A 26,321-nucleotide genomic window follows, 5' to 3' on the forward strand; every position below is an offset into this window, starting at 1 on the left:
TTGTCTCGGGGGCCCGCCCCCCCCCCCCGCCCCCCGCGCCCCCCCCCGGGCGGGCCCCCCCCCCGGGCCGGGCTCCTCGGACTGCCACAGGCCGCGCCGGGCCTCGGCGGGCTTGGGATCAGCGGCCGGGTGTCCGGCAGTGTGCGGATCACCCTCAGCTGGCCGTCGTTGATGTCGTTGACGCGGTCGGCGCCCACCCCGTACCGGTCCCTGCTCGTGGACACCTGAGGGTGGTTCTGGATCAGGACCGCCCGCGCGCCGCGGGACGGCGAGCCGCGTGATGGCGCACGGCACCAGTCGACTCGCGGAGGTGCCGCGCTCGCGGCCACTCAGTCGAGACAGAACTCGTTGCCCTCGATGTCCTGCATCCCGAGGCACGACTCGTTGAAGCCATCGGCAAGCAGGAGTTGCCCGCGTACCGCGCCGAGCGCGACCAGTCGTGTGCATTCGGCCTCAAGTGCGGCCACGCGCTCTTCACCCACGAGCCCGGTGCCGACCCGCACGTCGAGATGCATCCGATTCTTGACGACCTTGCCTTCGGGAACACGCTGGAAGTACATTCGCGGGCCCACACCGGAGGGATCCATGCAGACGAACCCTGAACCCTGACGCTCAGGCGGCAGCGATCGATCGAAATCGTCCCAAGTGGCAAACCCCTCCGGCGGCGGCGGTACGACGTACCCCAACACCTCGCACCAGAAACGAGCGACGCGCTCAGGTTCTGCGCAGTCGAAGGTGATTTGGAACTGCTTGATCGACGTCATCGGGCCATCGTAGAGGCGGGATCTTTCGTCGTCTCCACGAGCCCGCCCCTGGTCAGGCTGGTGGCGCATGCGGCCGACTCGTGGCGATGAGCGGGTCCTTGAGCCGTGGGATGGCGATCCTGACAGTGTTTCCACTGGAGGAGGTCCTGGCGGACTGCGGGTTGCCTCCCGCACCACAGGACGCAGGAGTGAGACGAACGGCTGGGGTTTGACCCCGCGCGAGCGCAGTGCTCAGGCCGGCCCCGGACGCGCCCGGGGCCGGCTCGCTATTGCAGCGGCCCCGCCGCGAGGGCGTCCAGCTGCTCCTTCGACGACGTGAGGCTGCCGGCTCGCAGGTCTTCGACCACCGCGCGCACCCACTCCAGCTCCGCGGCCGTCACGGCCCGCAGATACTCGGTCTCCAGGCGGGTGATGCGCGGCAGGCCCTGCTCCGCCTCCGCGGTCATGGCCGCTTCCAGTCCGCCGAGCTTCTCCGCGAGTGCGTCGCCCCGCCGCTCCAGTACGTCCGCCGTCTCTTCCGGTGTGAGCAGCAGCAGATTCGACAGGGCGGCCGGGAACTCCGGGAACTCCTGCTTGGGCGCGGCGAGCATCTCCTCCAGCCAGGCGCGGGCGGTCTCGCGTCCCGCGTCGGTGACTTCGTACACGGTCCGCTCGGGGTACTGCTGATCGCGTCCTGTCTCACGGACCGCGATCAGCCCGTCGCCATTGAGCCGCTCGATCGTGCGGTAGAGGCTCGCACGCTGCCTGACGTTGACGACCTGCTCCTTGCCCCAGTCCTTGACCAGCCGCTGGATGCCGTACGGGTGCAGCGGCTTGTAGTGCAGCAGAGCCAGGACGGTCAGGGCGAGGGGGGAGCTGCGGGGAGCCGATGTGGTCATGGACTCGATTTTAGCCCCGAAAGAACTAGTTGACGTGAGACTAGTTGCAATGCAACTATCGAACCGTCAACGCGACACCGCCCCGAGAGGAATCACCGAGATGTCCCTCACCGAGCGCATCCACTCCGACCACGGCCTCGTCAAGCACCTGGGAAACTGGACCGAGGCCGGCCGCTTCGAGATCAAGGCCCGCCACGGCGCTGCCGTCCTCGACCTCCGTTCCCCCGACCTCCCCGACGACGTCGAGATTCACCTCGACATGGACCGGGCCATGGTCAAGCTGCTCGTCGACGACGGCACCGCCATCGACCACTGGAACCTGCGGTGGACCGCCCGCGGCAAGATCAAGGACTCCCAGCCCTCAGCCACCCCCGACAAGGCGGCCGGCCGCCGTATCCATCTGTCCGGCTCCGCGACGAACAGCGAGATCCGCATCCACCGCGGCGGCATCGCGATCCTGTCGGCGATGTTCTCCCGTGCGTACGTCCAGGACGTGCGCCGCGCACACAAGACCGGCGGCGTACCGACGATCGACGCCCCCGCGAAGGGGCACCGGTCATGACCCGCATCGGCAAAGCCCGCACCGCGCTCGTCATCGGCGGCGGCATCGCAGGCCCGGTCGCCGCGATGGCCCTCCGTCAGGCAGGTATCGACGCCGCCGTCCACGAGGCGTACGACTCCACGGCCGATGGGGCCGGAGGCGGCATGACCATCGCCCCGAACGGCCAGAACGCCCTCGACGCGATCGGCGCGGGCGACATCGTCCGCGCCATCGGCACACCGGTCACCGCCATGGGGCTACAGAGCTGGACGGGTAAGCACCTCGCGCAGTTCGCCCCGCCCTCCCGCCTCCCGCCCCTGCAGTTCGTCTGGCGCGCCGATCTCTACCGTGCGCTCTACGACGAGGCGGAGCGCCGCTCCGTACCCATCCATCACGGCAAGCGGCTGACCGGCACGACGGACACCGGCTCCGGCATCACCGCGCACTTCGCGGACGGTACGCAGGCGAACGCCGACATCCTCATCGGCGCCGACGGCATCCGCTCCACGGTCCGCCCCCTGATCGACCCGGCTGCTCCAGAGCCGAACTACGCCGGCCTGGTCTGCTTCGGTGCGCGGATGCACCCATCGGGGATGCCCTCCACCAACGGCGTCATGTACATGTGCTTCGGCAAGCGCGCATTCTTCGGATACCAGGTCTTCGACGACTCCTCGGCGGTGTGGTTCGTGAACCTGCCCCACCGCCCCCCGATGACAGTCGCCGAGGCCCAGGCGATCGGCGCGAACGAGTGGATGCGCACCCTGCGGGCCGCCTTCGCCGACGACCGCACCCCGGCCCTTGAGATGATCAGCCGTACCGACGTCGGCCGGCTCCTCATCACCGGCCCGATGGAGAACATGCCAAGGGTCGCGACCTGGACCCGCGGCCGTATGACCCTGGTCGGCGACGCGGCCCACGCCGCCTCGTCCAGCTCCGGGCAGGGCGCCTCCATCGCCGCCGAAAGCGCCGTCGAACTGGCGCGCTGCCTGCGGGACCTGCCCTACGACCAGGCCTTCGCCGCGTACGAACAACTGCGCCGCCCCCGCGTCGAGCGCATCATCAAGCTCGGCGCCCGAACGAACAGCAACAAGACCGCGGGGCCGGTCGGCCGTGTACTGCGCGACCTCGTGATGCCGGCGGCCATGAAGCTGATCAACCCGGAGAAGATGGCCTGGCAGTTCGACCACCACATCGACTGGGACGCGAAGGCAGCCCCGCTCACGTAACTCCAGCCCGTCCGCCGGGAACCGGCTGGTGCCCGTGCACAGGTCCGGCACCGCGCCCTGGGCGCCTGCGCCACTGGCTCGACACCAGCGTCGGAGAGGGGCCACGTCTCTGACCGGAGCGTCGTCAGATCGAAAACTCGGTGACAACCGTCCCGGCCGGGGGAGACGCTGGGTGAATGACTGGGCAGCCGCACGTTTTCGGGATCCGTGTGATCCCGCCGGATCCACGTGACCGGCACGGCACGCCCGAAGTCCGGCCGCTGATCGACGGGGTGGACGTCATCGAACGGGACTACATGGCGTCCTGCGGCGACGCGCGCAGCTGGCTCGCCCCCGACGGGCCGTTCGCGGTGGGGGAAGCACCGCATGAGGTGGATGCGCGGCGACACTCCGGGCGACACACGGTCTCCGCCTTACGTGACGGCCACGACAGCCGTGTCAGCATCGCCATCGCCCAGCGCATCAAACAACGACATGCGGACTTGCCGACTTCGACCCCTCCAGGCAGGAGTCCGTCCCGCAGGTGTCGCCCGCACCCGCACCTGGGCCAAACGACGCACCGGCATGGACGATCCGTCATACGCCCCAGCTGTCGCCAGTAGGACGCAGCGCCCCTCACGGCGCGTATACATGCAGGTAGGCCCCCCTCCAAAGCCGAGCCCGCAGGGAGCTCGGCGGATGCGATTGCCCTCCGCCGCAACGCCGAACGGGCCGTCACTCCGCACACGTTCCGACCGTCGCACCCGTCTCCGTCTCTTCCCGCCTGCGAGTGCGGATGGCGGGAGCTGCACACGCGGTCCGTCCCGGAAGCGCGGCACGTTGGTGATCGTGGAACTGCCCGAGGGTAAACGGCTCTTCAGGCTGGTCAGCGGGCGAGTACGTGGCCGTCGTGGGGGCGGTGGTCGCGGGAGCGGCGCAGGTCGGTGGTGACGTAGGTGCGTTGCAGCCAGCGGTCCGCTCCGTCGTAACGGGGGCGGAAGGCGGTGCGGCCGTGGACGGTGACGCGGTTGTCGATGATGACCAGGTCGCCGGGGGTCAGGCGCAGGGTGCGGGCGGTCGCCTCGAAGGCGCGGCCGAATTCGGTCAGCGCCGCCGTGGCCCGAGGGGTGAGCGGGGTGGTGACGAGTTGGGCCATGTGGATGTCGGGGTCCTCGGCAGCTCCTGACAGCACCGGCCGGGGTGTGGCATCGGGCTTGTTCACGGCTGCGTCGGGGCTGAAGGAGGGGGGTGGTGTGGTGATGAACTCCGGTGCGAACAGGGCCTGGCGGCTGGCTGGGGTGAGGAGCGGCAGCGCTTGGCGGATGCCGGCGGTGCGCAGGCCGGCGGTCCGGTCGTGGTCGGCGCGCAGACACAGGAAGATCACGTAGTCGGGTGGGTGGGGGTGGAAGCCGTTCTCGGTGTGGAAGGAGAGGGGTGCCGAGCCGGCGTTGCCGTGGAAGGTCTCCTGCCCGGGCACGGGCACGACGTCCTGTACGAGGGCACCGGATTTCTCGGCAAGGTAGGCGAGAGGCTCGCCGAGCCCGCAGGCCACCATGGTGAGCACTGCGGCTGGGACGGTGGCCTGGCGCTGGACCGAGCCGGGCAGGGCCGGTGTCGCGGGCAGGGCCGCCTCGTCGATGGGCAGACCGCCGATCACCAAGGTGCCGTGCGGGCCGGAGTGCCTTCGGAACCGGCGCACCTCGCGGCGCAGCAGCAGGGGAAGGTCCTCCCAGGCGTCCCGGGCCAGTGCCGGCCACTTCGGGCTGTCGATCTGGTCGTGCCCGCCGGTGCACAGGGTGCGGGCCACCTGCTCGCACGCGTCGGCATCGGCCGGATCGAGTTCCCAGTCGGCGGCAGTGCTTTGGGAGGTGCCGGGCGTCGTCTCGGGCATCAGGGTCTCCTGCCGGGGGTGGGCTGGGCGTCGGACGCGCGGACCTACGAGTGGCGCAGGCCGGCCACGGCGTCGGCGATGTAGTGGTCCCCGAATCGGATCAGGGGAGCGTACTGGGCCGCGCGGCGATGACGCATGAGCCGTAGTTCGGCGACGGCGTTGTCGGGGCCTTCAGGTCGCTGAGCGAGGGAACGACGCAGATGCACCATCGAGTACGCCAAGGTGACGTGCCGTTCACCGTCCACGATGTCGGCTTCCAACAGAGCGTCCCGTGCCTCGGCCAGCTCCGGGGCGCGGGCCGCCAGATGCTCGTAGGAGTCGGGAACCACGGACAGCAGGTCCTTCATCGCCGCCCGGAACAGTTTGTAGCCGCGATGCTGGCGCCCGCTCAACGGGACGTCCACCGAAGGAGGGGCCATGCTCTGGCGTATCGCCGCCATGTAGTAGTCGATCGGGATCGTACTGGCGTGGGTCATGGCCGCTGGGAAGCCCCGCACATACACCGTCGCATCTGCCAGCCGCAGCAGCGCGGCATCGTCGTCGCCGTGCCGCAGATGGCGGGTGGCGTCGGCCACCGCGACCGCGGCGCAGATGTTGAACAGGACATGGACCTGGTGCCCGATGAGCCACCGGGCACTCCACACACTCTCCAACGACGGCCCCGCACCAGGCTCGGGGAGGGCCAACGGTGAGGCGAGGTCAGGATCGGCGCCCGGCGCTGCGCCGGTGAGGTCGAACACCGACTGCCGTATCCCGGCCACCTCCAGCGCCAGGTCGGCACCCGACAGCGGGGCATCACACAGATCTTCCAGACCGCGGTGGATGACCAGGGCGCCGTGCAGAGCGGCCTGCTGATCCGACAGCTCCACCTCACGGACCCGGAAGTACGACTGACTGGTCGACTCCGCCGGCACTTCCTCACCGGGCACGGCCGGAGCCAGAGCCGCCAGCGCGGTCACCAACCCACCGGCAGCCGCAGTGGCCCGCCGCAGTGCGACGGTCCGCTCGACAGGTCCGGCGTGGGTCGCCACCCCGGCCAGCACACGTGCGGTCCGCCGCGCCTCGGCTTCGACCCGCGGGCCCAGTATCGGGACGGGCCGCCCGCCTCGGGGTTCACGGAAGACAGCGACGGCAGGATGGTCGGCAACCGGATGTAAGCCCATGGTTGAAGTGTTTCGCCAGCGACGCTCCTCACCAAACCTTGGTCCGCAAGCCTATTCTTGTGCTGGGCGCCGGAGTTGGTCGGCAATGTGTGCAGCGGCGGGCCCTGGTCCCGCCTGACCCGCGGTCCGGCGGCAGCTGCCGGGTGACCGGTGCCCCCGCGGCGGGCGGCCGGGCCTGCCGTCTGCCCCAAGCGGATACGGGGCTTCATATCCACCCCCGGCGGGCTGCGATCACCCCCGCCTGGAAGCGGTTGGCCGCGCCCAGTTCCTCGTGGAGGCGGCTGATCCGGCGCCGCATCGTCCGCACCGACCAGCCCAGCTGGCGGGCGATCGCCTCGTCCTTGAGGCCGCCGACCAGCAGTGTGAGCATCTGGCGGTCCTCCTCGCTGAGAGGGTCGTCGGCGGGGGCGTCCAGCGGGGTGGCCGTGCGCCAGCAGAGTTCCCAGTAGTCGATCAGTCCGTCCAGGAGGGCGGAGGGGCGGATGACGGCCGCACGTACCTCTGTGGTGAAGTCGAGGGAGAGCGGCATCAGGGCGAGGCGCCGGTCCGCGATGGCCAGTTTGATACGGAGACCGGGCAGGACGCGGGCCTGCTCGCCATGGTCCACCAACTCGCGGATGTCGCTCAGTACGCCGGGCCATTCCAGGGCCTCGGGGGCGTACACGGCGCGATAGCGGACGCCCCGGGTGAGGGCCGTCGCCTCGACCGGGTTGGAGGTGGTGAGTGCGTACGGCGGGCGGTCCAGGGTGATGACTTCCTCGCGTGCTTCCTGCTGCAGCTGTACGAACCAGCGGCCCAAAGCCTCGCCGCCGGTGATGACTTCGACCTGTTCGAAGCTGCCTTGCTGGGCCGAGGTGAACAGGCGCGAGAGCTCGCCGGCGGCCGCCCGTACGCTGTCGAGGTCGGCGGTACGGGAGCGGACCAGGGACTCCAGGGCCGCGCCCGGCTCAATGGCCGCGTAGCGGCGGCGAGTTCCGGAGAGTCGCCCTACCAGGCCGTTTTCGCGCAGCCGGTCCAGGGCGCGGGCGACCCGCTCGGTGGAGCAGGACAGATCGTCGGCCAGCTCGGCGGGAGCGGCGGTGTGGCGGACAAGGAGCGCTCGGTAGACGCTCTCGTCGAACGGGTCGATTCCGGCAGCGGTCAGCTGGGGCATGGCCAGGATCCTGGCCTGTATGTGCCAGGGGCAGCAATGGGCCAGGCCAAAACGTTGTCTGGACCACGCGATTCCGATTACTTGGTCTGGTATGACCCCTCGAAGATCTCTCACTGCCGCACTCGCGGTCGCCGTCCTTGGCGGCCTGCTGTCCGCGGTGCCCCAGTCCGCCACCGCGGACCCCCACCAGGATCCGGAGCAGCGCGTCATCGTCACGCTGACCGGGCAGGCCGCCGCGGCCGGGAAGGGCGTTCTGCGCTCCGCCGACGCCCGGGCGATCGGCACGGACCGGGCCGCCCTCGCCGGCCGGCAGAAGTCGTTCCTCGACCGGGCCAAGGGCGCCGGGCTGCACGCCGGTTCACCACGCACGCTGAATCTGCTGCTCAACGCGGTCGCGGTGAGGGTGAAGGCTTCCGAGGTCGCCGCGCTGAAGCAGCTGCCCGGGGTGGCCTCCGTGGTCCCCGATGCCAAGATGCACGTCCTGACCGATGCGAGTGTGCCGCTGATCAACGCTCCGCAGGTGTGGCGGCGCAAGGACCGGGCGGGCAACAGCGCTGACGGCAGGGGCACCACCGTCGCCGTCCTGGACAGCGGGGTCGACTACACCCACCCCGACCTCGGCGGCGGCTTCGGCAAGGGCCACAAGGTCGTCGGCGGCTACGACTTCGCCAACGGCGATGCCGATCCGATGGACGACAACGGCCACGGCACCCATGTCGCCGGCATCATCGCGGGCAGGGCCGCAGAGCAGGGCGGCGTCACCGGTGTGGCGCCGGGCGCGAGCATCCTGGCGTACAAGGTCATGGACGACGCGGGGGAGGGGTACACCTCCGACATCGTGGCCGGTATGGAGGCCGCGATCGACCCGGCCAATCCGCACCGCGCCGATGTCGTCAACATGAGCCTCGGCGGCTACGGGGACGGCACCGACCCGCTGGGTGCGGCGGCAACCGCCGCCACCAAGGCAGGCGTTGTCGTCGTCGCCTCCGCCGGCAACGAGGGTCCGGGCAGGGGCACCGTGAGCACCCCGGCCGCCGCCGACGGTGTCGTCGCGGTCGGCGCCTCCATCAGCGGGCTGCGCATACCAAGCGCCGCCTACCAGGGCGGCGAGAAGATCCAGACGTACCGCGGAATGGTCTCCGCGAATCCGCCCGTCAAGCCCGTCACCGCCGAGCTCGTCGATGTCGGGCGGGGCACCGCGCAGGACTGGGAGCGGGTCGGCGACGTCAAGGGCAAAGCCGTCCGCATCGACATGCTGGTCGCCCAGTCCTCGCGGGACCTCTACCTGACCGAGATCGAGATGGCCCGGGAAGCCGAGCGCCACGGCGTGATCGCCCTCATCGGCGGGCCGTCCGGGGGCAGTGGCCCGGTGTTCGCCGCACCGGCCCCGCTGTCGCAGGACCAGCCCCAAACCCCCTCCGGCGACGGTTCGATCCCGCTTGCCGCGCAGACCTCCCTCAAGGACTCCGGCGACTCGCTGCGCATGGACACCATGGTCATGCTGGGCATCGACTCCACCCAGTACGCCGAGCTCGGTCGCCGCCTGGCGAACGGCAAAGTGGCGGTGACGATCAGCGGCACGGACGTCACCGACAGGATCGCCTCGTTCTCCTCGCGCGGCCCCGACCTCAGGTGGGACCTGAAGCCGGACCTGGTCGCACCGGGCTACGACATCCGCTCCACCATCCCCAAGTCCCTCTACGCACCCGGCTATTACCGTATGTCGGGTACGTCGATGGCGGCACCGCACGTCGCGGGCGCCGCCGCCCTGCTGCGTCAGCTGCACCCCGGCGAGACCCCGGCCAAGGTCACCTCGGAACTGGTGGGCTCCACCAAGCAGATCAAGGGCTACGGGACGAGCACCGTCGGCTCCGGCCGCCTCGACGTCGCCGCGGCCGCCGACACGGCGGGCACCGGCATCACCACCACCCCGGCCACCCTCTCCTACGGCCTCGCCGACCTCGCCAAGCACACGGTTGGCGGCAGCAGGAAGCTCACCGTGACCAACTCCGGCACCAAGGCCCGCGACGTCCGTCTGAAGGCGAGCGGCGAGGCCAGGGTCAGCCCCGAGACCCTGCGCATCCCGGCGGGCGCCAGCGCGACGGCGACCGTGACCCTCCGGGCCGACCGCCCGGACGGCGAGGCCGAGATCAGCGGCACGGTCACCGTCACCCCCGAGCACGGCACCGCACTGCGCGTCCCGTACCTCCTGGTCGTACGGCAGTTGTTCGTCCAGGCCGGCCCCGACCCGAGCGACGGTAAGTCCACCGCCGTCGTCTTCACCCCGGCCCCGCTGGCGAAGCCGCCGGTGCTGACCGTCACCCCGCCGCACGGCAGGCGCTACACCGTCACGACCACGCTCCGCGCCGGAAACGTCTACCAGGCGGAGATCACCGGCCGCGGCGAGGGCGCCCACCTGGTGTCCGCCGACGGCCGGACCACCGACGGCAAGACACTGACCAGCAACCAGGACGGCTTCGAGGTCACCCCCGCGAACAGCCGCAACTCCCGCTGGCAGCCCGTCGGCCCCAACTCCGAGAGCGGCGACATCACCACCGCGCCGAGCGCCGCCGGATCCGCCGTCCTGACCCAGTACAACAAGCCCGGCCCCTGGTCCACCGAGGACAACGGCGCGACCTGGAAGCAGAACACCAGGCTGCCGCTCGGCGACGTGGCCGGCCAGGCCTTCACCGTCATCGACCCGAAGAATCCCAAGCGCTGGTGGTACGCGGCCAACAGCAGATCCGGCATTCCGCGCACAGGCTCGATCCTGCGCACCCAGGACGCCGGCCGCACCTGGCAGACACTGAACACCCCCGACACACCGATCACCGACTTCCTCACCGACGAGGCGGGCAAGGCCCTCGTCGCCGCCACCGCAACCGACCTGTTGATGAGCAAGGACGGCGGCGACACCTGGACCACCGAGCCCCTCGGCATTCCCGTCGACGACGTCTACGACGTGGCGATCGGCGGCGACAGCCTCTACTTCTCGGCGGGCAAGTCGCTGTGGAAGCGCGACGGCCTGTCCTCCGGCACCCTGGGCAAAGCCACCAAGGTGTACGAGCCCACGAGCGGCAAGGTCTCCGTCACCGTCGTCGCGGACAGCCAGACCGTGGCGATGTACGAGGTCGGGTCCGGCGTCGTCGGCTCCTTCGACGGCGGCAAGACCTGGAAGACGCTGGACAACCACGGATACGGCGGTACGGGCCTGACCCTCACCGGCGGCGACATGTACATCGGCTACGGCAAGGACATCCGGGTCGGCCGCGACCACGGCCGCCAATGGAGCACCCTGCCGTCCGTCAACCGCGCCTCGACCACCTCCGACTTCGACCGCTGGGCCGACGGCTCGCTGACCGTCTCCGCGGACGCGGCCGGTGTCTACCGGGGCACGGCGGACGGCAAGGACTACCGGCGCCTCGGCGTCCAGGGCGGCACCGTCAACTCCCTGGCCATCAGCGGTGACCAGCTGCTCGCGGCCGGCCAGCAGGGCACGCACCGCTCGCCGCTGCCGGTCTTCGGCGCGGAGTGGGGAACCACCGGCGGCGAGGGCAGGATCGGCGCCGGGACCCGGCTGCTGCAGGCCTCCGCCAAGGACTCGCGGATCGTGTGGCGGGTGCGCAACGGCGCCTGGGGCGACTTCCACCTGGAACGCAGCGGCGACGCGGGTGCCACCTGGCAGGAGAAGGGTGGGAGCAACGGCACGGTCTTCGCCCTGGCGGTGCACCCCGCCGACCCCGACCGTGTGTATGTCGCGTACGCGAATCTCCTGGGCAAGGGCCTGTTCTCCACCGAGGACGGCGGCACCACCTGGAAGAACCTCCTCAACGACCAGACGTACTTCACCGCCGTCGCGGGTGACCCGAAGAATCCGGACCGGCTGTGGCTCGGTGCCCCCGACGGCCTCTACCGTTCGGACAACGGCGGCGACGACCTCACCAAGGTCGCCGACGGACGCGTGGACACCATCGAGTTCACCGGGACGAAGATGCTGACCGGCGGCGACGCGATCAAGGTCTCGACGGACGGCGGGAAGACCTTCCGCACCGCCGACACCGGCGAGCTGCCGCTGCGGGTCAGCGACGTGCTGCAGGTGGGCAGCACCCTCTACGCGGCCACCACCAGCCACTGGGAGGCGGCCCTGCCGCGCGGCGGCCGAGGCGTCCTGCGCTCCACGGACGGCGGCCGCAGCTGGCAGAACATCTCCACCGGCCTGCAGAACCTCAACGCCACCAGCCTGGCGGCCGCCGGCGGCTGGCTGTACGTGGGCACGGTGCAGGGAGGTGTGCACCGCCTGAAGCTCTGACCGGGTAGGTGTGGAGGAAAGGGGTGGCTCGCCCGTACCAGGCGCGCCACCCCTTTCCCTTGCGGGCGCGGGCCCCGAGGGGCGGACGGGCGAACGATCCCGGCCTGGTCCCGCGCCCTCTGACGACGTGCCGGCCCACCGCGACCATCCCCGCCCGGCCTGACCGCCACCGCCCACGGAAACCTAGGCGGTGCCGGGAAGCGGGGCCTCATCGGGCCGAGCATGTGCCGCGCAGGCCGTGTCGTGGCTCGGGCGGCGGGTGCGCTCCGCCCATGCGGCCACCGGTGGGCCTGCCGCGCCCAGAGCCGCGAAGAACGCGCCGAGCAGCAGCCAGCCTGCGTGTCCGAGTCCAAGGACTGCTGTCGTGAGGACCACCGGAGCCAGGGCCTGCCCGGCGTTGAAGCTGATGCCGAAGAGGCCCTGGTACTGCCCTTGGGCGTGGTCGGGGGCGAGACCGAAGCCGAGCGCGTAGCCGCCCGAGGACTCCCATACCTCTCCGAGACTGTGCACGCAGATGGCGAGGATGGCGAGCCCTGGCGCGATCCAGGCCGGAACGTCCGCCGTCAGGGCCATCAAGGGGCAGCTGACCAAGAAGAGCAGCCCTGCGAGGCGGAACGCCCGGCCGCCCTGGCGCGGTGTTTCCACCCGGGAGCCGATCCTGCTCTGGAGCAGCACGCATACCCCGCTGTTGACCGCGTAGATTGCCGCCACGGTCCAGCGGGGCGCGTCGGTGTGGGCGGAGAGCCAGATCGGCAGGAGCAGGGAGACGGTCTGGTATTGCAGGCCCATGGCGCCGTAGAGCGCGGCGAAGGACACGAACGGCCGGTCGGACAGGACGGCCCAGCGGTGGTGCTCCTTGGGCCGGGGCAGGGGCTGGTAGTGCGGGACGCCGATCAGGGCGATCAGGCCGGCGCAGGCGAAGCTGGCGGCGTTGGCGAGGATGAGCGCGGTGTATGCCGCGCGGGTGTTGGCGGAGACGGCGAAGGCGGCGCCGAGGGTGCCCAGGACCACGCCGAGGTTGACGAACGTGCGGAGTTTCGCCCTGAAGGCGGCCGGGCGTTCACCGCCGGCACGGGCGATGAGCGCACCGCCTGCGGCGCCGCTCGCCGTTGCCGCCAGCCGGTCCAGGGTGGCGATGAGCGTGAACGTGACCCAGCCGTGGATGAAGACGAATGCGGCCATCGTCGCGGCCTGCATCGTGAGGGCCGTCAGCCAGACCGTGCGCGGCCCGTACCGGTCGGCCAGGTTCCCGGCCGGGATCCCGGCCAGCAGCCCGACCAGCCCGGCGATCGTGAGGCCGACACCGACCCGTGCTGCGGGCAGGTGCACCACCAGCGTGAAGTAGAGCACCGCGGCGGTGTTGAACAGCCCGTTGCCCACCCGGCTGACGAAGCTCGCGACGATGAGGGCGCGCTGTGGACCGCTTGGCGCCAGCAAGCTGGATATCCGCAGCCCGGCGCTCTTCTCGATCATGCGGAACAGGCTAGCAGCGCGCCCGCAGGCACCCTCCGTGTGGCCCGGGCCGTCTCGTCCACCCGTCAGCTCGTCGTGCCGGAGTGCGGTTCTCCGAACTGCGGACTTGACCCACCGAGCCCGTGAGGTGTCCCGCCCTCTTCGCCACCGCCGCCAACGGAACCCGACACGAGGAACGCCCCGTGCCCCGCCGGCGTTGCTGGATCCGGCGGCGGGGGGACCGGTCCCAGCCGCGTCACGCCGGTCGCAGATCGGCCCCATGGCACCCTGGCGGACCCACGCAACCCCGCCCCGCGCCTGCCCTGCAGGGCACTGCGGGCCGCATGGGGACCCGCCGGAGGTGTCAGAGGTTGCCGGGCCGGGTTGTGGCGCGGCCGTGCAGAAGCAGTGCACGCACGATGCCGCCCAGTGCTGTGAGGCACAGGAGAGTGCGGAAGATGTTGGCGGTCTCCCAGGTTCCCTTGAAGTCCTGGATCACCGAGTAGTCGGTGGTGGGGCCTGGGTGGCCCAGGTCGGCCAGCTTGTTGTTGAGAGGGATGTTGATCCCCATGGTCAGCAGCAGCGCGGCCACGTAGCTGAGTGCCGCGGCCAGGAGCCACCAGCCCATCTCCCGCCGCCCCTTGCGGAAGGCGCGGACCGTGGCCCACGCGGTGACCGCCGGCGCGCCGACGAAGATCAGCGCGAACGGGCCGCTGTTGTCGATGACGGAGTTGAAGTTCTGCATGGCCGTGGCGTACGTGCGGTCGTCCGCCTTCGCCAGGCCAGGCATCACGGAGACGTCGAAGGCGAAGAAGAGGCCCGCCATCAGACCCGTCGTCAGCGCGGCGGCGCCCAGCAGTATTCCCGTCAGCCGGTCCCGGCAGGGGCTCGCAGGCAGCCGTGCGGCCGACGCCTTGGCGGGCGCGGCGGCGGGCGGGCAGGTACTGCGGGACATCTGTGCGTGACTCATGAAGCCCTCCGGGTGGCATGGAAGTCCTGACCGGCCGTGCGTGGCCGGTGCATTCCTCGATGGCGGCCGCCGGGGTGCGGAGGTGGTCGCGGGGGAGAAGGCGCCCCACCGCACCTGGTGACGAACTCATCTCATCGCGAAGGCACCCGCGCGACCATGGCGCAGACGCTCAACGGCATACGCGAGTGTCCAAAGTGGTTCCGTGAGGGGCCGGGCGAAGGTTCCGCGTCCTGCTGTACCGCAGCCTTGGGCCGGCCCTCGTCCGCCGGTGGGACGGACCGGGCGGGCCTGGCAGCGGCGGCAGAGCGTCGTCGCCGTGCCCGTCTGGTGGGTCTCAGACCGAGTGAACCCCTGTGGTCCGCGCCGGGCGGGGGCGCTCGTTCCGTACGGCGGCCGCCCGCGTCAGGCACTCGGCCGCGAGTTCGGTGTAGCCCTGCTGTTCGGCCAGCCGGTGGGCCCGCTCGAAGTGGTCGCGTGCCTCGACGGGTCGGCCCATGGCGAGCAGGCTCTGCCCGCAGATGTCCAGCAGCATGGCGCGGCGGGCGGCGACCTCGTGCGGCGGGGCGAGGGTGAGAGCGTGGCGCGCGTGGTCGAGCGCCTCCTGGGGACGGTGGTCCAGGAGGTGGTGGCGGGCCAGGTGGTAGAGCGTGAGCATCTCGGTGTGGGGGTGGCCGGCGTCCCGGACGAGCGCGGCGGCCCGCGCGAACCCGGCGACCGCCGCCACCCGGTCGCCCAGCTGCTCGTGGGCCTGCGCCAGATTGACCAGCGCGAGCGCCTCGCCCGGCAGGTCCCCGGCCAGCCGGGCCAGACGGGGGGCGTGCACCAGATGGGTCAGGGCCTCGCGGTGGTGTCCGCCGTCGCTGAGTATCCAGCCGAGCAGCGTGCGTACGCGTGACTCGGCGTCCGGGTCGCCCAGTTCGACGGCCGCGTCCAGGGCGTGGCCGAGAGCCGGCTCCCAGTCGGCGCCGGGCTGCTGCACCATCAGGGGCCAGAGAAGTACGCCCAGGCGCCAGGCGCGGTCGGGGTGCCCGGCGGCGGCCGCGGCGGCGGCGGCCGCGACGATGTTACGTCGCTCGGTGCCGTACCAGCGCATGGCGGCGGCGCGGTCGGCGAAGGCGAACGGCACGACAGGCGGATGGATGTCGTCGGGCAGTCGGCAGCAGGGCTGGCTGCCTGGCTCGGCCGTGGTGGCGGCGGCCAGCGCGCCGCACAAGTAGTGGTCGAGCAGCCGCAGCAGCGCGTCCGGGCGGCCTCCCGAGGACAGGGAACGCGCGAAGAGCCGTACCAGGTCGTGCAGGGCGTAGCGGCCGTCCGCCCGCTGGTCCACGAGATTGGCGGTGACCAGCTGGTCCAGGGCCGTGCGGCCGCTCTCCACGTCGCACCCGGCCAGCGCCGCCACGGCGCTCTCGTCGATGTCCGGGCCGATGTGGTGCGCCAGTTGCCGGAAGAGGCTGTCGGCGCGCGGGGTGAGGGGGCGCAGGCTCAGCCGCAGGACCGATACGAAGTCCAGGTCGTCGGTGGTGAGCAGGGAGAGCCTGCGGCGTTCGTCGCGCAGTTCCTCGGCGGCGTCGTACAGGGAGCGGCCGGGGCGGGAGGCGAGGCGAGCCCCGGCCAGACGCAGCGCCAGGGGCAGGCCGTCGCACAGGTCCACCAGGTGCAGGGCGGCCTCGGGTTCGGCCGTGACCCGCCGCTCGCCCAGGACCGCGCGCAGCACGCCGGTACCCTCGTGCGGGGTGAGGCGGTCCAGGGGCAGGGGGCGGGCGCAGTCGCTGGCCACCAGGCCGGACAGGCGGTTGCGGCTGGTGATGACGGTGACGGAGCCGTCGGTGGCGGGCAGGAGCGGGCGTACCTGGGTGGAGGAGCGTGCGTTGTCGAGGACGACCAGGACGCGGCGGCCGTCGAGCAGGGAGCGGTAGAGCCCTTCGGCGGCGCGCGGGTTCTCCGGGATGTCGTCGGGGGCGATGCCCAGGGCCACGAGGAAGTCCCGGATGACCGACGCCGGGTCGGCGGGGGGCGCGGTGTCGGTGAAGCCGTCCAGGTCGACGAAGAGCACGCCGTCCGGGAAGCGGTCCGCGGCCCGGTGGACCCAGTGGGACACGAACGCGGTCTTGCCGATTCCGGCCGGCCCGGTCACCAGGCACACCGCGGGGTCATGGGCCTCGGCGAGCATCGCGTCGAGGGCGGCGAGCTGCGTAGCGCGGCCGGTGAAGCCGGCCGGGCGGCGCGGCAGCAGCGCGCGGGGGCGGGCGGCGGGCGCGGGCGGCCGGGGTGTCGCGGGCTTCGGCGGTGTGGGGGCAGGGGAGCGCGGTACCGGGGGCAGCAGCCCCGGGTCGCCGCTGAGGATGCGGGCGTGCAGGTCCTGGAGCCGAGGGCCCGGCTCGACGCCCAGTTCGTCCACCAGGGTGCGCCGTACCGAGGTGTAGGCGTCCAGGGCGTCGGTCTGGCGCCCGCAGCGGTACAGGGCGAGCATCAGCAGTTCGTGCAGCCCCTCGCGCAAGGGGTTCTCGGCCACCAGGGCGGTGAGACGGGGGACGGTCTCGGTGTGGTGGCCCAGCGCCAGGTCGCATCCGGCCGCGCGCTCGGCCGCGGCCGTCCTGCTCTCCGCGAGCCGTCGGCGCTGTGCCTCCGCGTACGGGCCGGGGAGCCCGGTGAGCGGCTCACCGTGCCACAGCGCGAGGGCGCGTCCGAGGACGTCCCGTATCTCGGCGTCGTCCTCGCCCGCCCTCAGCTGCCCGGTGGATTCCACGAGACGGTCGAACTCGGCAGCGTCGAGTGCCTCGGCGGGCAGGGCCAGCCGGTAGCCGCCGCTGGCCGCGACGATCACCTGGGACTTGGCGTGGTTGGCGCGCTCCGGGTCCATCTGCTTGCGCAGCTGGGCGACGTAGGTGCGGATCATGCCGACCGCTCGGGCCGGTGGCTCCTTGCCGAACACCCCGGCCACCAGTTCGCCGACCGCGACGACTTCGGGGGAGCGCAGGGCGAGCATGGCCAGTACGGCGCGCTGCTGCGGGCCGCCGAGCGGGACCGCCTGGCCGTCGAGCCGCGCCCCGACCTCACCGAGCACCCGGATCGTCAGCATCGCCGCGCCCCGTGGGGTGCTGACCTGACGGTCGTCTCGCAGGGGGGCATGCGGATGCCTCTCATGAGCGGGAACCTGGGATCGGGGCCGGGCCACAGGGGCGTGACCGCGGTTGCGGTACAGCGCTCACCAGCGTAATTGATCATTGTGTGACGGAATGACCGCGCAGTGCTCCCGGGGACAAGTGTGCGCGTGAGCAGGCATGATGAGGGTGGCTGGGGCGATGCCGTGGCCGGCGGGGTGATTTGGGGAGGAAGGGTTCGCGTGAGGTCCCATCAGACGGTCGGCCGAGCCGAGGACGACGACTGCGCCACTCTCGGTGCGGCGCTGGCGCGGGTGGGCCCGGGTGCGGTGATCTCCGTGCGGCCCGGCCGGTACGAGGAGAGCCTCGTCATCTCGCGGGTGGTCACCATTGTGGCGGAGGAGGGGCCCGGCACCGTCGAGTTGGTGCTGCCGCGCGGCGGCGCGCTCACGGTGGCTGCCGAGGCGGCCAAGCTCTCCGGCCTGATCGTGCGGGGGCAGGACGAGGAACTGCCCGCACTGGATGTCGCACGGGGGCAGGTCGCGCTGGAGCGGTGCGAGATCATCGGCGCGGGCTGGACCGCCGTGCTCGCCCGCGGACACGGGTCGCTGGCGATGCGGGACTGCCGGGTGGTCAACCCCGCGGGCGCCGGGATCGTCGACACCGCCGCCGCGCGCAGTGTCATCGAGGACTGTGTCGTCGAACACCTCGGCACGTCCGGTCTGGTGATCAGTGAGGACGCCGATCCGTGGATACGGCGCTGTGTGATCCGTGACGCGCGTGGCAACGGTGTGCTCGCCAACGGCACGGGGCGGGGCACCGTCGAGGACTGCACGGTCTCCGCCACCGACAAGCCGGGCATAGCGCTGGAGCAGGGCAGCGCCACCCGCGTGCTGCGTACGGTGGTCAGGGACGCGGCCGTCGGCGCCTATGTGGCCACCACCGGCCGGGCCGTGCTGGAGGACTGCGGTTTCCAGCACATCGCCGGGCACGGCATCGTCGTGGACGAGGGCAGCGACCCCCGCCTCGCGCGGTGCTCCACCGAACGGACCGGTGGCAACGGGATACGGGTCACCGGGCGGGCACGCGGGCTGTTCGAGGAGTGCGTGGTGACGGCGGGCGGCGACGCCGGAGTGTGGGTGGGAGGCTTCGCGGGGCCGGGCTTCGACCGGCTCACCGTGCGCGGGGGCGAGGGGGTCGGCATCGAGCTCACCGAGGAGTGTGTCGCCGAGTTCGACCGGCCGGACGTGCGTGACACGCGCGGCGGCGGAGTGCTGGTCCGGGGCGGAGCCAACCCCCTGCTGCGCCGGGCCTCCGTGAGCGCCGTGGGGGGCCACGGTGTGGAGGTGAGCGGCGAAGGGCGCGGCCGGATCGAGGAGAGTGAGATCAGCGGCGCCGGGCGGGCCGGACTGCGGGTGACGGGCGGGGGAGACCCGTTCGTCGGACGGACCGTGGTACGGGCGGCCAAGGACGCGGCCGTATCGGTCGGCGCGGACGGCCGCTGTACCGTGCGCGACGGCGAGCTGACGGGGTCGGGCCGTGAGGGCGTGCTGATCGAGCACGGCGGGGCGCTCGCCGCCTCCCGGGTGCGTATCCACGGCAACGGGGCGGCCGGTGTGGTGGTGGCCGCGGGCGGGCGGGCCACGCTCGGCGGCTGCGAGGTCGCGGACAACGCCGGTGACGGCATCCGTGTGGACAGTACCGAGGCGGTCGGGGTCACGGGCTGCACCGTCCGGGACAATCGCGGCGCCGGGCTGCGGGCCCCGCGGGACGCTCCCCGGCTGGCCGTCGACGACCTCGTCAGCCGGAGCAACGCCCGGCCCGACGTATGGGCCGGAGCCGACAACGGTCCCCTGGCCGCGGCGCCCTTGGCGGACGCCGATGAGCGGGGCGCCGTACCGGGGGGAGAGGCCGGACAGCAGGGCCCGCTCGGCGAACTGCGGGCCCTGGTCGGCCTGGAGGCGGTCAAAGAGCAGGTGCTGACGCTGGTCAATCTGAACCGGCTGGTACGCCGGCGGCTGGAGGCCGGGCTTCCGGCCCCCTCGACGGCCCGCCACCTCGTCTTCGCCGGACCGCCCGGCACCGGCAAGACGACCGTGGCCCGGCTGTACGGAGCGATCCTCGCGGATCTGGGGGTGCTGCGCAGCGGCCACCTCGTGGAGGTGTCGCGCGCCGACCTGGTGGCGCAGATCGTGGGCGGCACCGCCATCAAGACCACCGAGATGTTCCAGAAGGCGCTCGGCGGGGTCCTGTTCATCGACGAGGCGTACACGCTCACCCAGGACGGCACGGGCACCGGGCCCGACTTCGGCCAGGAGGCGGTGGACACCCTGGTGAAACTGATGGAGGACCACCGCGACGACGTCGTGGTGGTGGCCGCCGGGTACGGGCCGCAGATGCAGCGCTTCCTCGGCTCCAACGCCGGTCTGTCCTCGCGGTTCAGCCGCACGGTCGAGTTCGCGAACTACTCGGTGCAGGAGCTGGTGACCATCGTGCGCACCATGTGCGCGGCGCACCACTACACGCTCACCGAGCGGACCGTGCATGCCCTGGAGAGCCACTTCGAGGACATGCCCCGGGGGGAGACCTTCGGCAACGGCCGCGCCGCCCGCAAGGTGTTCGAGGAGATGGTGGACCGGCAGGCGCTGCGCCTTGCGACGGTGGCCGAGGTGAACGAGGACGCGCTGACGCTGCTGCTGCCGCAGGACGTGTCGGAGCGCGCGGGTGAACCGGCGGGCGGCGGCGTACCCGAGGACGGGGCCCGCTCCGCGAAGATCCTGGAGCAGTTGCACTCCCTGGTGGGTCTCGCGGCGGTCAAGTCGGACGTGCAGGACCTGGTGAATCTGCTGGAGCTGGGGCGGCGCAGGCGGGCGGCGGGCCTGCCCGCGCCCGCCGTCGGCCACCACCTGGTGTTCGCGGGCTCCCCGGGCACCGGCAAGACGACGGTGGCCCGGCTGTACGCCGAACTCCTGGCGGCCCTCGGTGTGGTGACGCGCGGTCAGCTCGTCGAGGTGGCGCGGGCGGACCTGGTCGGCCGGTATGTGGGGCACACCGCCCAGCTCACCAAGGAGGCCTTCGAACGGGCGCGGGGCGGAGTGCTGTTCATCGACGAGGCCTACACCCTCACCCCCGAGGGAGGACAGGGGCAGGACTTCGGCCAGGAGGCGGTTGACACCCTCGTCAAGCTGATGGAGGACCACCGGGACGAGGTGGTGGTCGTGGCCGCCGGATACACCGAGTCCATGGGGCGCTTCCTGGCCTCCAACCCCGGCCTCGGCAGCCGGTTCTCGCGGCAGGTCCACTTCGCCGACTACAGCGACGACGAACTGGTCTCCGTCGTCCGCAAGCAGGCCGAGGCGGCAGGCTACGAGCTGACGCCCGACGCTCTCACGGCCGTACGGGAACACTTCGCCGCACTGCCCCGCGACCGGGCCTTCGGCAACGCCCGGGAGGCCCGGCGGGTCCTTGAGGGCATGGTGACCCGTCAGGCGGGACGGCTCTCACGGACGCCGCGGGCGGGTGTCGAGGATCTGCGGAGCCTGCTGCCCCAGGACCTGGCGGGAGGAGAGCCCGGTCCACGGTGACGCGCGTGCGCGGGGTGTGATTGGGTTCCTGCCATGCGATCTTCTGTGCGAGCCGGTGACCCCCGGCGGGCGGCGGCCGCCGCGCTTCTCCTGCCGGCCCTGCTCGTTCCGCTCGCCGGGGCCACCCAGGCGGCCGCCCGCGACAACGTCTCCCTGCCGCCCGTGCCCTCGACGCTCGAAGACGGCCAGGGATGCACCCCCGCCTCCGTCAAGAAGACGGACCAACTCCCCTGGGCGCAGGCGGCATTGGATCTGGAGGGTGCCTGGCGGCTCAGCCGTGGCGCCGGGGTCACGGTGGCCGTGGTGGACACCGGCGCGGCGCCCGCGAAGGTGCCGGCGCTGGAAGGCCAAGTCATCGCGGGGCCCGATGTGGTGGCGGGCGGCAGCGCCGGCGACGACTGCGTGGGGCACGGTACGTTTTTGGCCGGTGTCGTGGTGGGCCGGCAGGTGGACGGCGTGCGGGCGGCCGGAGTCGCGCCAGGGGCCCGGGTGCTCGCGGTGCGGGCCACCGACCGCAAGGGCGCGACGAGTGCGCAGGCGCTGGCCAGGGCGATCCGGTCGGCCTCCGGCGCCGGGGTGCGGATCATCGCTGTGGGGCTCGGGGTCACCGAGGCCTCCGAGGATCTGAAGAGCGCGGTGCGTGAAGCCCGGGACAAGGGCGTGCTGATCGTGGCGCCGGCCGATCCGGCGGGTCAGGGACAGGGCCCGTTCTACCCGGCGGCCCTGCCCGGTGTGCTCGCGGTGTCCGCCGTGGGGCCGGACGGAGCGCCGCCCGCGCGGGCTGGGGGCAAGGGGGCCGTCGTGGGCGCGCTGACCGCGCCCGGGGTGGCGGTGACCGGGCCGGGGCCCGGTGGGCCGGGCCAGTTCACCGGGAGCGGTGACGCGGTGGCGACCGCGTTCGTGGCGGGCACGGCCGCCCTGGTCCTGGCACGCCGGCCGGACCTGACGGAAGATCAGCTGCGGCGGCGCCTGACGGACACCGGCTACGGGCCGTCCGGCGGTGCGGCCCTCGACCCCGTCCAGGCGATCGCCGCCGCGGCGGTGGACGGCGAGCAGGTGGCGAACGCGTCCGGGGCGGCGGCCCCGCCCGCCCTGGCCCGCCGGGCCTCGGCCGACGGTCCGCGCCAGGCTCTGATCGTCGCCGGGTCGGCGGCCGCAGTGACCGTGCTGGTGGCGGGCGCCGCCGTGGTACTGCCCCGGGCGCGGCGGCGCGGCTGGCGTCCGGGCCGCGCGGGCTGAGAGTGCTCGTCGGCGACCGTGCGGACGGACTGCGAATGGTCAGTCCCGTCCGCACGCGCTCGGTACCTGTCCCGGCAGACGCCCGCCGGCAGGGGCCCGTGTGGTCCCCTGCCGGCGGGTGTGTGGTGGCGGTGCGGTCACCAGCGTCCGGAGGTCTGGTCCTGGGTTGCCTCGTCGAGAGCGGTCTGCACCTGGGTGATGCCCCGGCGGGTGATCAACTGGGCGCGGCCGACCGGCAGTTGGCGTGGCTTGGTGTTGCCGAACAGATAGCCCTCGGAGGGCGGGCAGGACAGCAGGGCGGCCGGGGTGTTGACCTCCAGGAGCGAGCGCAGCAGCGGGTCGTTCATGGCGCGCGCGGCCCCGTTCGCGCTGCGGGCCACCACCAGGTGCAGGCCGATCTCGCTGCCCTGCGCCAGGTAGTCGAGGAGCGGGCCGAAGTGGTTGGACAGTCCGGATCCGGCGACCATGTCGTAGTCGTCGACCACCAGGAACAGCTGCGGGCCGGTCCACCAGTCGCGCTTCTTGAGCCGGGCGGCGGTGATGTCCTGGCCGGGCAGCCGGTCGCGCATGGCCCGTGCCACCCCCTCCACGGCCTGTTTGAGGATGTCGACCGAGACGGCGTGGCCGAGCCGGTGCGACTCGGGCACGCTCTCCAGCAGGCCGCGCCGGTAGTCCACGAGCAGCACCCGGGCCTCCTCCGGTGTGTACTGCTCGGCGACCGCCCGGCACACCCCGCGCAGGAGGTTGCTCTTGCCGGTCTCGGCGTCGCCCACGACCAGCAGGTGGGGGGTCTGCCCGAAGTCGTGGACGAACGTGCCGAGCCGCTCGCCCTCCAGACCGATCGGCAGCCGCAGATCGCCCTCGGTCACACGCGCGTCGGGGAGTTCGGTGCGGGGGAGGACGGCGGGCAGGGTGCGCACCTGCGGGGCGGGGGCGCCCGGCCAGGCCTCGCGGATCCGCGCGACCGCGTCGGCCACGCCCGCGCCGAGGGTCGTCGCGTCCGCCTCGCCGTCGAGGCGGGGCAGCGCGGTGAGGAAGTGGTGGCGGGTGTCGGTGAGGCCCCGGCCGGGGATCGCCGGCACGGATGCGGCGGCGCGCATGTTCACCATCGAGTCCATGCTGTCGCCGAGCCGCAGTTCGATGCGGGTGCCCAGCTGGTCGCGCAGTGCCGTGCCGATCTCCGCCCAGCGCGTCGAGGCGATGACGAGGTGGACTCCGTAGTTCAGGCCCCGGGAGGCCAAGGTGGTGAACATCGGCATGATGTCCATGAAGTCCTGGCGCACGGTGCCCCAGCCGTCGACGACGAGGAAGACGTCACCGTACGGTTCGTCCGGCAGCTCACCGGCCGCCCGGCGGGCCCGCAGGTCCGCCATGGACTCGATGCCGAGCTCCTGGAACTGGCGCTCGCGGCGGGCGACGAGATGGTTGACCTCGGCGAGGGTGCGCTCCACCCGCTCCAGGTCGAGCCGTCCGGTGACACCGCCGACATGCGGCAGGTCGCGCAGCGAGTTCAGGGTGCCGCCGCCGAAGTCCAGGCAGTAGAACTGGACTTCGCGGGGCGTGTGGGTGAGGGCGAGCGCCAGGATCAGGCTGCGCAGCAGGGTGGACTTGCCGCTCTGGGGGCCACCGGCGACGGCGAGATGGCCACCGGCCCCCGAGAGGTCGGCGAGCAGGGGCTCCCGGGTCTGCTCGAAGGGGTGGTCCACGATGCCCAGCGGCACGGTGAGTACCGGCCGCCCGGTGAGGGTGTCGGTGCCCAGTCCGCGTACGGGATCGGTGCGCAGCGCCGGCAGCAGGGTGTCCAGGGTCGGCGGTGTGTCCAGGGGCGGCAGCCACACCGTGTGCGCCGGCGGGCCCACGTCCCGCAGCCGCCGCACGGCCACTGCCAGCAGGCTGTCGGTGGACTCCTTCTCCGGTTCGGCGGCGGGGACGGGCGGAGCCGTCGGAGCGGACCACTCGGTGCGGTAGGGCACGACCTGGTCGGCCACGGCCGACTGGGCCACCCGCCGGGCACCCCGGTAGGCGCCGGAGACGTAGGCGGCCTTGAAGCGGACCAGGGCGCCGGTGTCCCTCTTGAGGATGCCGCTGCCCGGTACGGGCGGCAGCTGGTAGGCGTCCGGGACGCCGAGCACGCCCCGGCTCTCCATCGCGGAGAAGGTGCGCAGGGCGATCCGGTAGGACAGGTGGGACTCCAGCTGGTGCATCCGGCCCTCGTCGAGGCGCTGCGAGGCGAGCAGCAGATGTACGCCGAGTGAGCGCCCCAGCCGTCCGATCATCACGAACAGGTCCATGAAGTCCTTGTGGGCGGCGAGGAGTTCGCTGAACTCGTCGACCACGACGAACAGGGTCGGCAGCGGATCGAGGTCGGCGCCGGCCGCGCGGGCCGCCTCGTACTCCAGGGCGGAGGTGTGGTTGCCCGCTGCCCGCAGCAGTTCCTGGCGGCGTATCAGTTCGCCGTGCAGGGCATCCTTCATCCGCTCCACCAGGGCCGCCTCGTCGGCCAGGTTGGTGATGACGGCGGAGGTGTGGGGCAGGGTGTCCAGGCCGAGGAAGGTGGCGCCGCCCTTGAAGTCGACCAGGACGAAGTTGAGTGTCTCCGAGGAGTGGGTGAGGGCGAGCGCCAGGACCAGGGTGCGCAGCAGTTCGGACTTGCCGGAGCCGGTGGCGCCGATGAGCATGCCGTGCGGGCCCATGCCGCCCTGGGCGGACTCCTTGATGTCGAGTGCGATCGGGGCGCCGTCGCCGGACACGCCGAGCGGGACGCGCAGACGGGCCTCGCCGCCCCGGGCGTTCTGGACGGCGGCCACGTCCATGCCGCGCAGATCGGAGATGCCCAGCAGGCTGGTGAGTTGGACGTCGGTGGTGAGTGCCTCGCCGGTGTCGGCGGTCACGCCCATCCGGTACGGCGAGAGCAGCCGTGCCAGTGCGCGCGCCCGGCGGGGTCCGAGCTGATCGGGCAGGCCCAGGAAGGTGGTGTTCTCCTTGCCGGAGCGGTCGGTGCGGACCATCTCCAGCCGCCCGGGGGCCGCCCGCAGCCGCAGGACATGCCGTCCGGGGCGCCAGGGCAGGGCCCCGGCCACGTCGAGGACCGCGCAGTTGCGGTAGCCCTCGGCGAGCAGCCGCAGTTCGGCCGGGGCGTGAGGGGTGTCGAGGATCACCACGTAGTACGGCTCGTCGGCGTGCGGCTGGGCACCCGGCTCGAACGGCGGCCGGTCGGTGAACTCGGCGCCCAGCAGGCGCTCCACACCGGCGGGTGAGTCGGTGACCAGGCGCACCGGCCCCAGGCCGTCGGTCTCGCTGGGGTGCAGGGCGTGCGGGAGCCACTTGACCCACTCCCAGGCGGCCCTGCGCTCGTCGTCGGCCACCACCACGATCCGCAGGTCCTGCGGGGCGTGCAACACGGTGAGCTGGCCGATCAGGGAGCGCGTCAGAGCCGCTGCGGTGGACGGGTCCCCGTGCACCAGGACGCGGGCGTAACCGCGCAGATACAGGGCGACCGGCTGGTCGGGGATGGTGGCGTAGGCCTTGATGAAGCGGCGCAGGGCGTGCGCGCACAACGGCTCCAGGTCCTCGACCGGTTTGGTGCTCAGCGGGGTCAGCGTCACCCCCAGCCGTTGTTCGCCGAGCGCGATGCGGACCTCGGCGAAGTCGTCGTGGGCGGCATGCCGTTCCCACAGCCGCGCGGTGCGCACCAGGCTCCACAGGGCTGCCGGTTCGGGATGGAGCCAGGACTGCGCGGCCCGCTGCTGCGCCACGAGTTTGCGGATGCGACGTCTGCTGATGGAGAGGTAGCGCAAGTAGTCGCGCCGCTCCGCGCGCAGTTGGCGCTTGCGGTCCCCGGAGCTGCGGATGATCTGCGAGACCAGCATGCCGACGGCCGAGACGGCCATCAGCCCGATCGCCACGTACATCAGCGGCCCGCCGCCCTCACCGGGCCGCAGGAAGATGAGCACCATGCCGAGCGAGCTGAGCGCCATGGGCATGTACGTGACCATGTTGCCCATCGCGGACTGGGCCTCGGGCAGCGACGGCGGCTCTTGCAGGCTCAGTTCGCCATCGGGCATCTCGGGG

At 72.2% G+C, this 26,321-nt stretch carries 14 protein-coding genes; 5 read left to right on the forward strand and 9 right to left on the reverse strand.

The features are described 5' to 3' along the window. Positions 1-329 precede the first annotated feature (329 nt). A complete protein-coding gene (locus ACFWA7_RS28980; RefSeq protein WP_385536589.1) occupies positions 330-764 on the reverse strand; it encodes a VOC family protein in 435 nt (144 codons plus the stop codon). A gap of 266 nt (positions 765-1,030) precedes the next feature. After that, positions 1,031-1,642 (reverse strand): PadR family transcriptional regulator, encoded by a 612-nt coding sequence (locus tag ACFWA7_RS28985; protein WP_385536592.1) that lies wholly within the window; start codon positions 1,640-1,642, stop codon positions 1,031-1,033. 100 nt (positions 1,643-1,742) lie between these two features. Between ACFWA7_RS28985 and ACFWA7_RS28990 the strand changes: the two genes are divergently transcribed. Further along, positions 1,743-2,204, forward strand: a complete 462-nt coding sequence (locus ACFWA7_RS28990; RefSeq protein WP_385536595.1) for a hypothetical protein — start codon at positions 1,743-1,745, stop codon at positions 2,202-2,204. Continuing rightward, positions 2,201-3,409: an FAD-dependent oxidoreductase gene (locus ACFWA7_RS28995; protein WP_385825991.1), complete on the forward strand. Its 1,209-nt coding sequence runs from the start codon at positions 2,201-2,203 to the stop codon at positions 3,407-3,409. The genes ACFWA7_RS28990 and ACFWA7_RS28995 overlap by 4 nt, the downstream gene beginning before the upstream one ends. Positions 3,410-4,274: 865 nt before the next feature. On the opposite strand, the gene ACFWA7_RS29000 is transcribed toward ACFWA7_RS28995, so the two are convergent. The 3 genes from ACFWA7_RS29000 to ACFWA7_RS29010 all read right to left on the reverse strand — a co-directional run bounded on the left by ACFWA7_RS29000 (position 4,275) and on the right by ACFWA7_RS29010 (position 7,595). Beyond that, positions 4,275-5,279, reverse strand: coding sequence for a TauD/TfdA family dioxygenase (locus tag ACFWA7_RS29000; RefSeq protein WP_385825993.1), 1,005 nt, complete (start codon positions 5,277-5,279; stop codon positions 4,275-4,277). Positions 5,280-5,323: 44 nt separating this feature from the next. Then, positions 5,324-6,442: a hypothetical protein gene (locus tag ACFWA7_RS29005; protein ID WP_385825995.1), complete on the reverse strand. Its 1,119-nt coding sequence runs from the start codon at positions 6,440-6,442 to the stop codon at positions 5,324-5,326. A gap of 205 nt (positions 6,443-6,647) precedes the next feature. Further along, positions 6,648-7,595, reverse strand: coding sequence for a helix-turn-helix domain-containing protein (locus ACFWA7_RS29010; protein ID WP_385825997.1), 948 nt, complete (start codon positions 7,593-7,595; stop codon positions 6,648-6,650). Between the two features lie 91 nt (positions 7,596-7,686). On the opposite strand from ACFWA7_RS29010, the gene ACFWA7_RS29015 reads away from it, so the two are divergent. Continuing rightward, entirely contained in the window at positions 7,687-11,904 is a 4,218-nt protein-coding gene (locus tag ACFWA7_RS29015; RefSeq protein ID WP_385826000.1) for a S8 family serine peptidase, read from the forward strand. A 183-nt stretch (positions 11,905-12,087) separates the two neighbouring features. Here ACFWA7_RS29015 and ACFWA7_RS29020 read toward each other — a convergent pair whose 3' ends face one another. The 3 genes from ACFWA7_RS29020 to ACFWA7_RS29030 form a co-directional block, all read right to left on the reverse strand. Beyond that, positions 12,088-13,377, reverse strand: coding sequence for an MFS transporter (locus ACFWA7_RS29020; protein WP_385536613.1), 1,290 nt, complete (start codon positions 13,375-13,377; stop codon positions 12,088-12,090). Positions 13,378-13,720: 343 nt separating this feature from the next. After that, positions 13,721-14,326, reverse strand: a complete 606-nt coding sequence (locus ACFWA7_RS29025; protein WP_385536616.1) for a DUF1772 domain-containing protein — start codon at positions 14,324-14,326, stop codon at positions 13,721-13,723. Positions 14,327-14,660: 334 nt separating this feature from the next. Continuing rightward, entirely contained in the window at positions 14,661-17,405 is a 2,745-nt protein-coding gene (locus tag ACFWA7_RS29030) for a BTAD domain-containing putative transcriptional regulator (protein ID WP_385536618.1), read from the reverse strand. 264 nt (positions 17,406-17,669) lie between these two features. Here ACFWA7_RS29030 and ACFWA7_RS29035 point away from each other — a divergent pair, with 264 nt between their 5' ends. Both ACFWA7_RS29035 and ACFWA7_RS29040 read left to right on the forward strand, forming a co-directional pair. Beyond that, positions 17,670-21,011 (forward strand): right-handed parallel beta-helix repeat-containing protein, encoded by a 3,342-nt coding sequence (locus ACFWA7_RS29035; protein WP_385826002.1) that lies wholly within the window; start codon positions 17,670-17,672, stop codon positions 21,009-21,011. A gap of 33 nt (positions 21,012-21,044) precedes the next feature. Then, positions 21,045-22,250 (forward strand): S8 family serine peptidase, encoded by a 1,206-nt coding sequence (locus ACFWA7_RS29040; RefSeq protein WP_385826004.1) that lies wholly within the window; start codon positions 21,045-21,047, stop codon positions 22,248-22,250. Positions 22,251-22,387: 137 nt separating this feature from the next. On the opposite strand, the gene eccCa is transcribed toward ACFWA7_RS29040, so the two are convergent. Beyond that, positions 22,388-26,314 (reverse strand): type VII secretion protein EccCa, encoded by a 3,927-nt coding sequence (gene eccCa / locus ACFWA7_RS29045; protein WP_385536679.1) that lies wholly within the window; start codon positions 26,312-26,314, stop codon positions 22,388-22,390. Between the last annotated feature and the right edge of the window lie 7 nt (positions 26,315-26,321).

It is taken from the genome of Streptomyces sp. NPDC059994 (assembly GCF_042737755.1).
Taxonomy (GTDB): Bacteria; Actinomycetota; Actinomycetes; order Streptomycetales; family Streptomycetaceae; genus Streptomyces.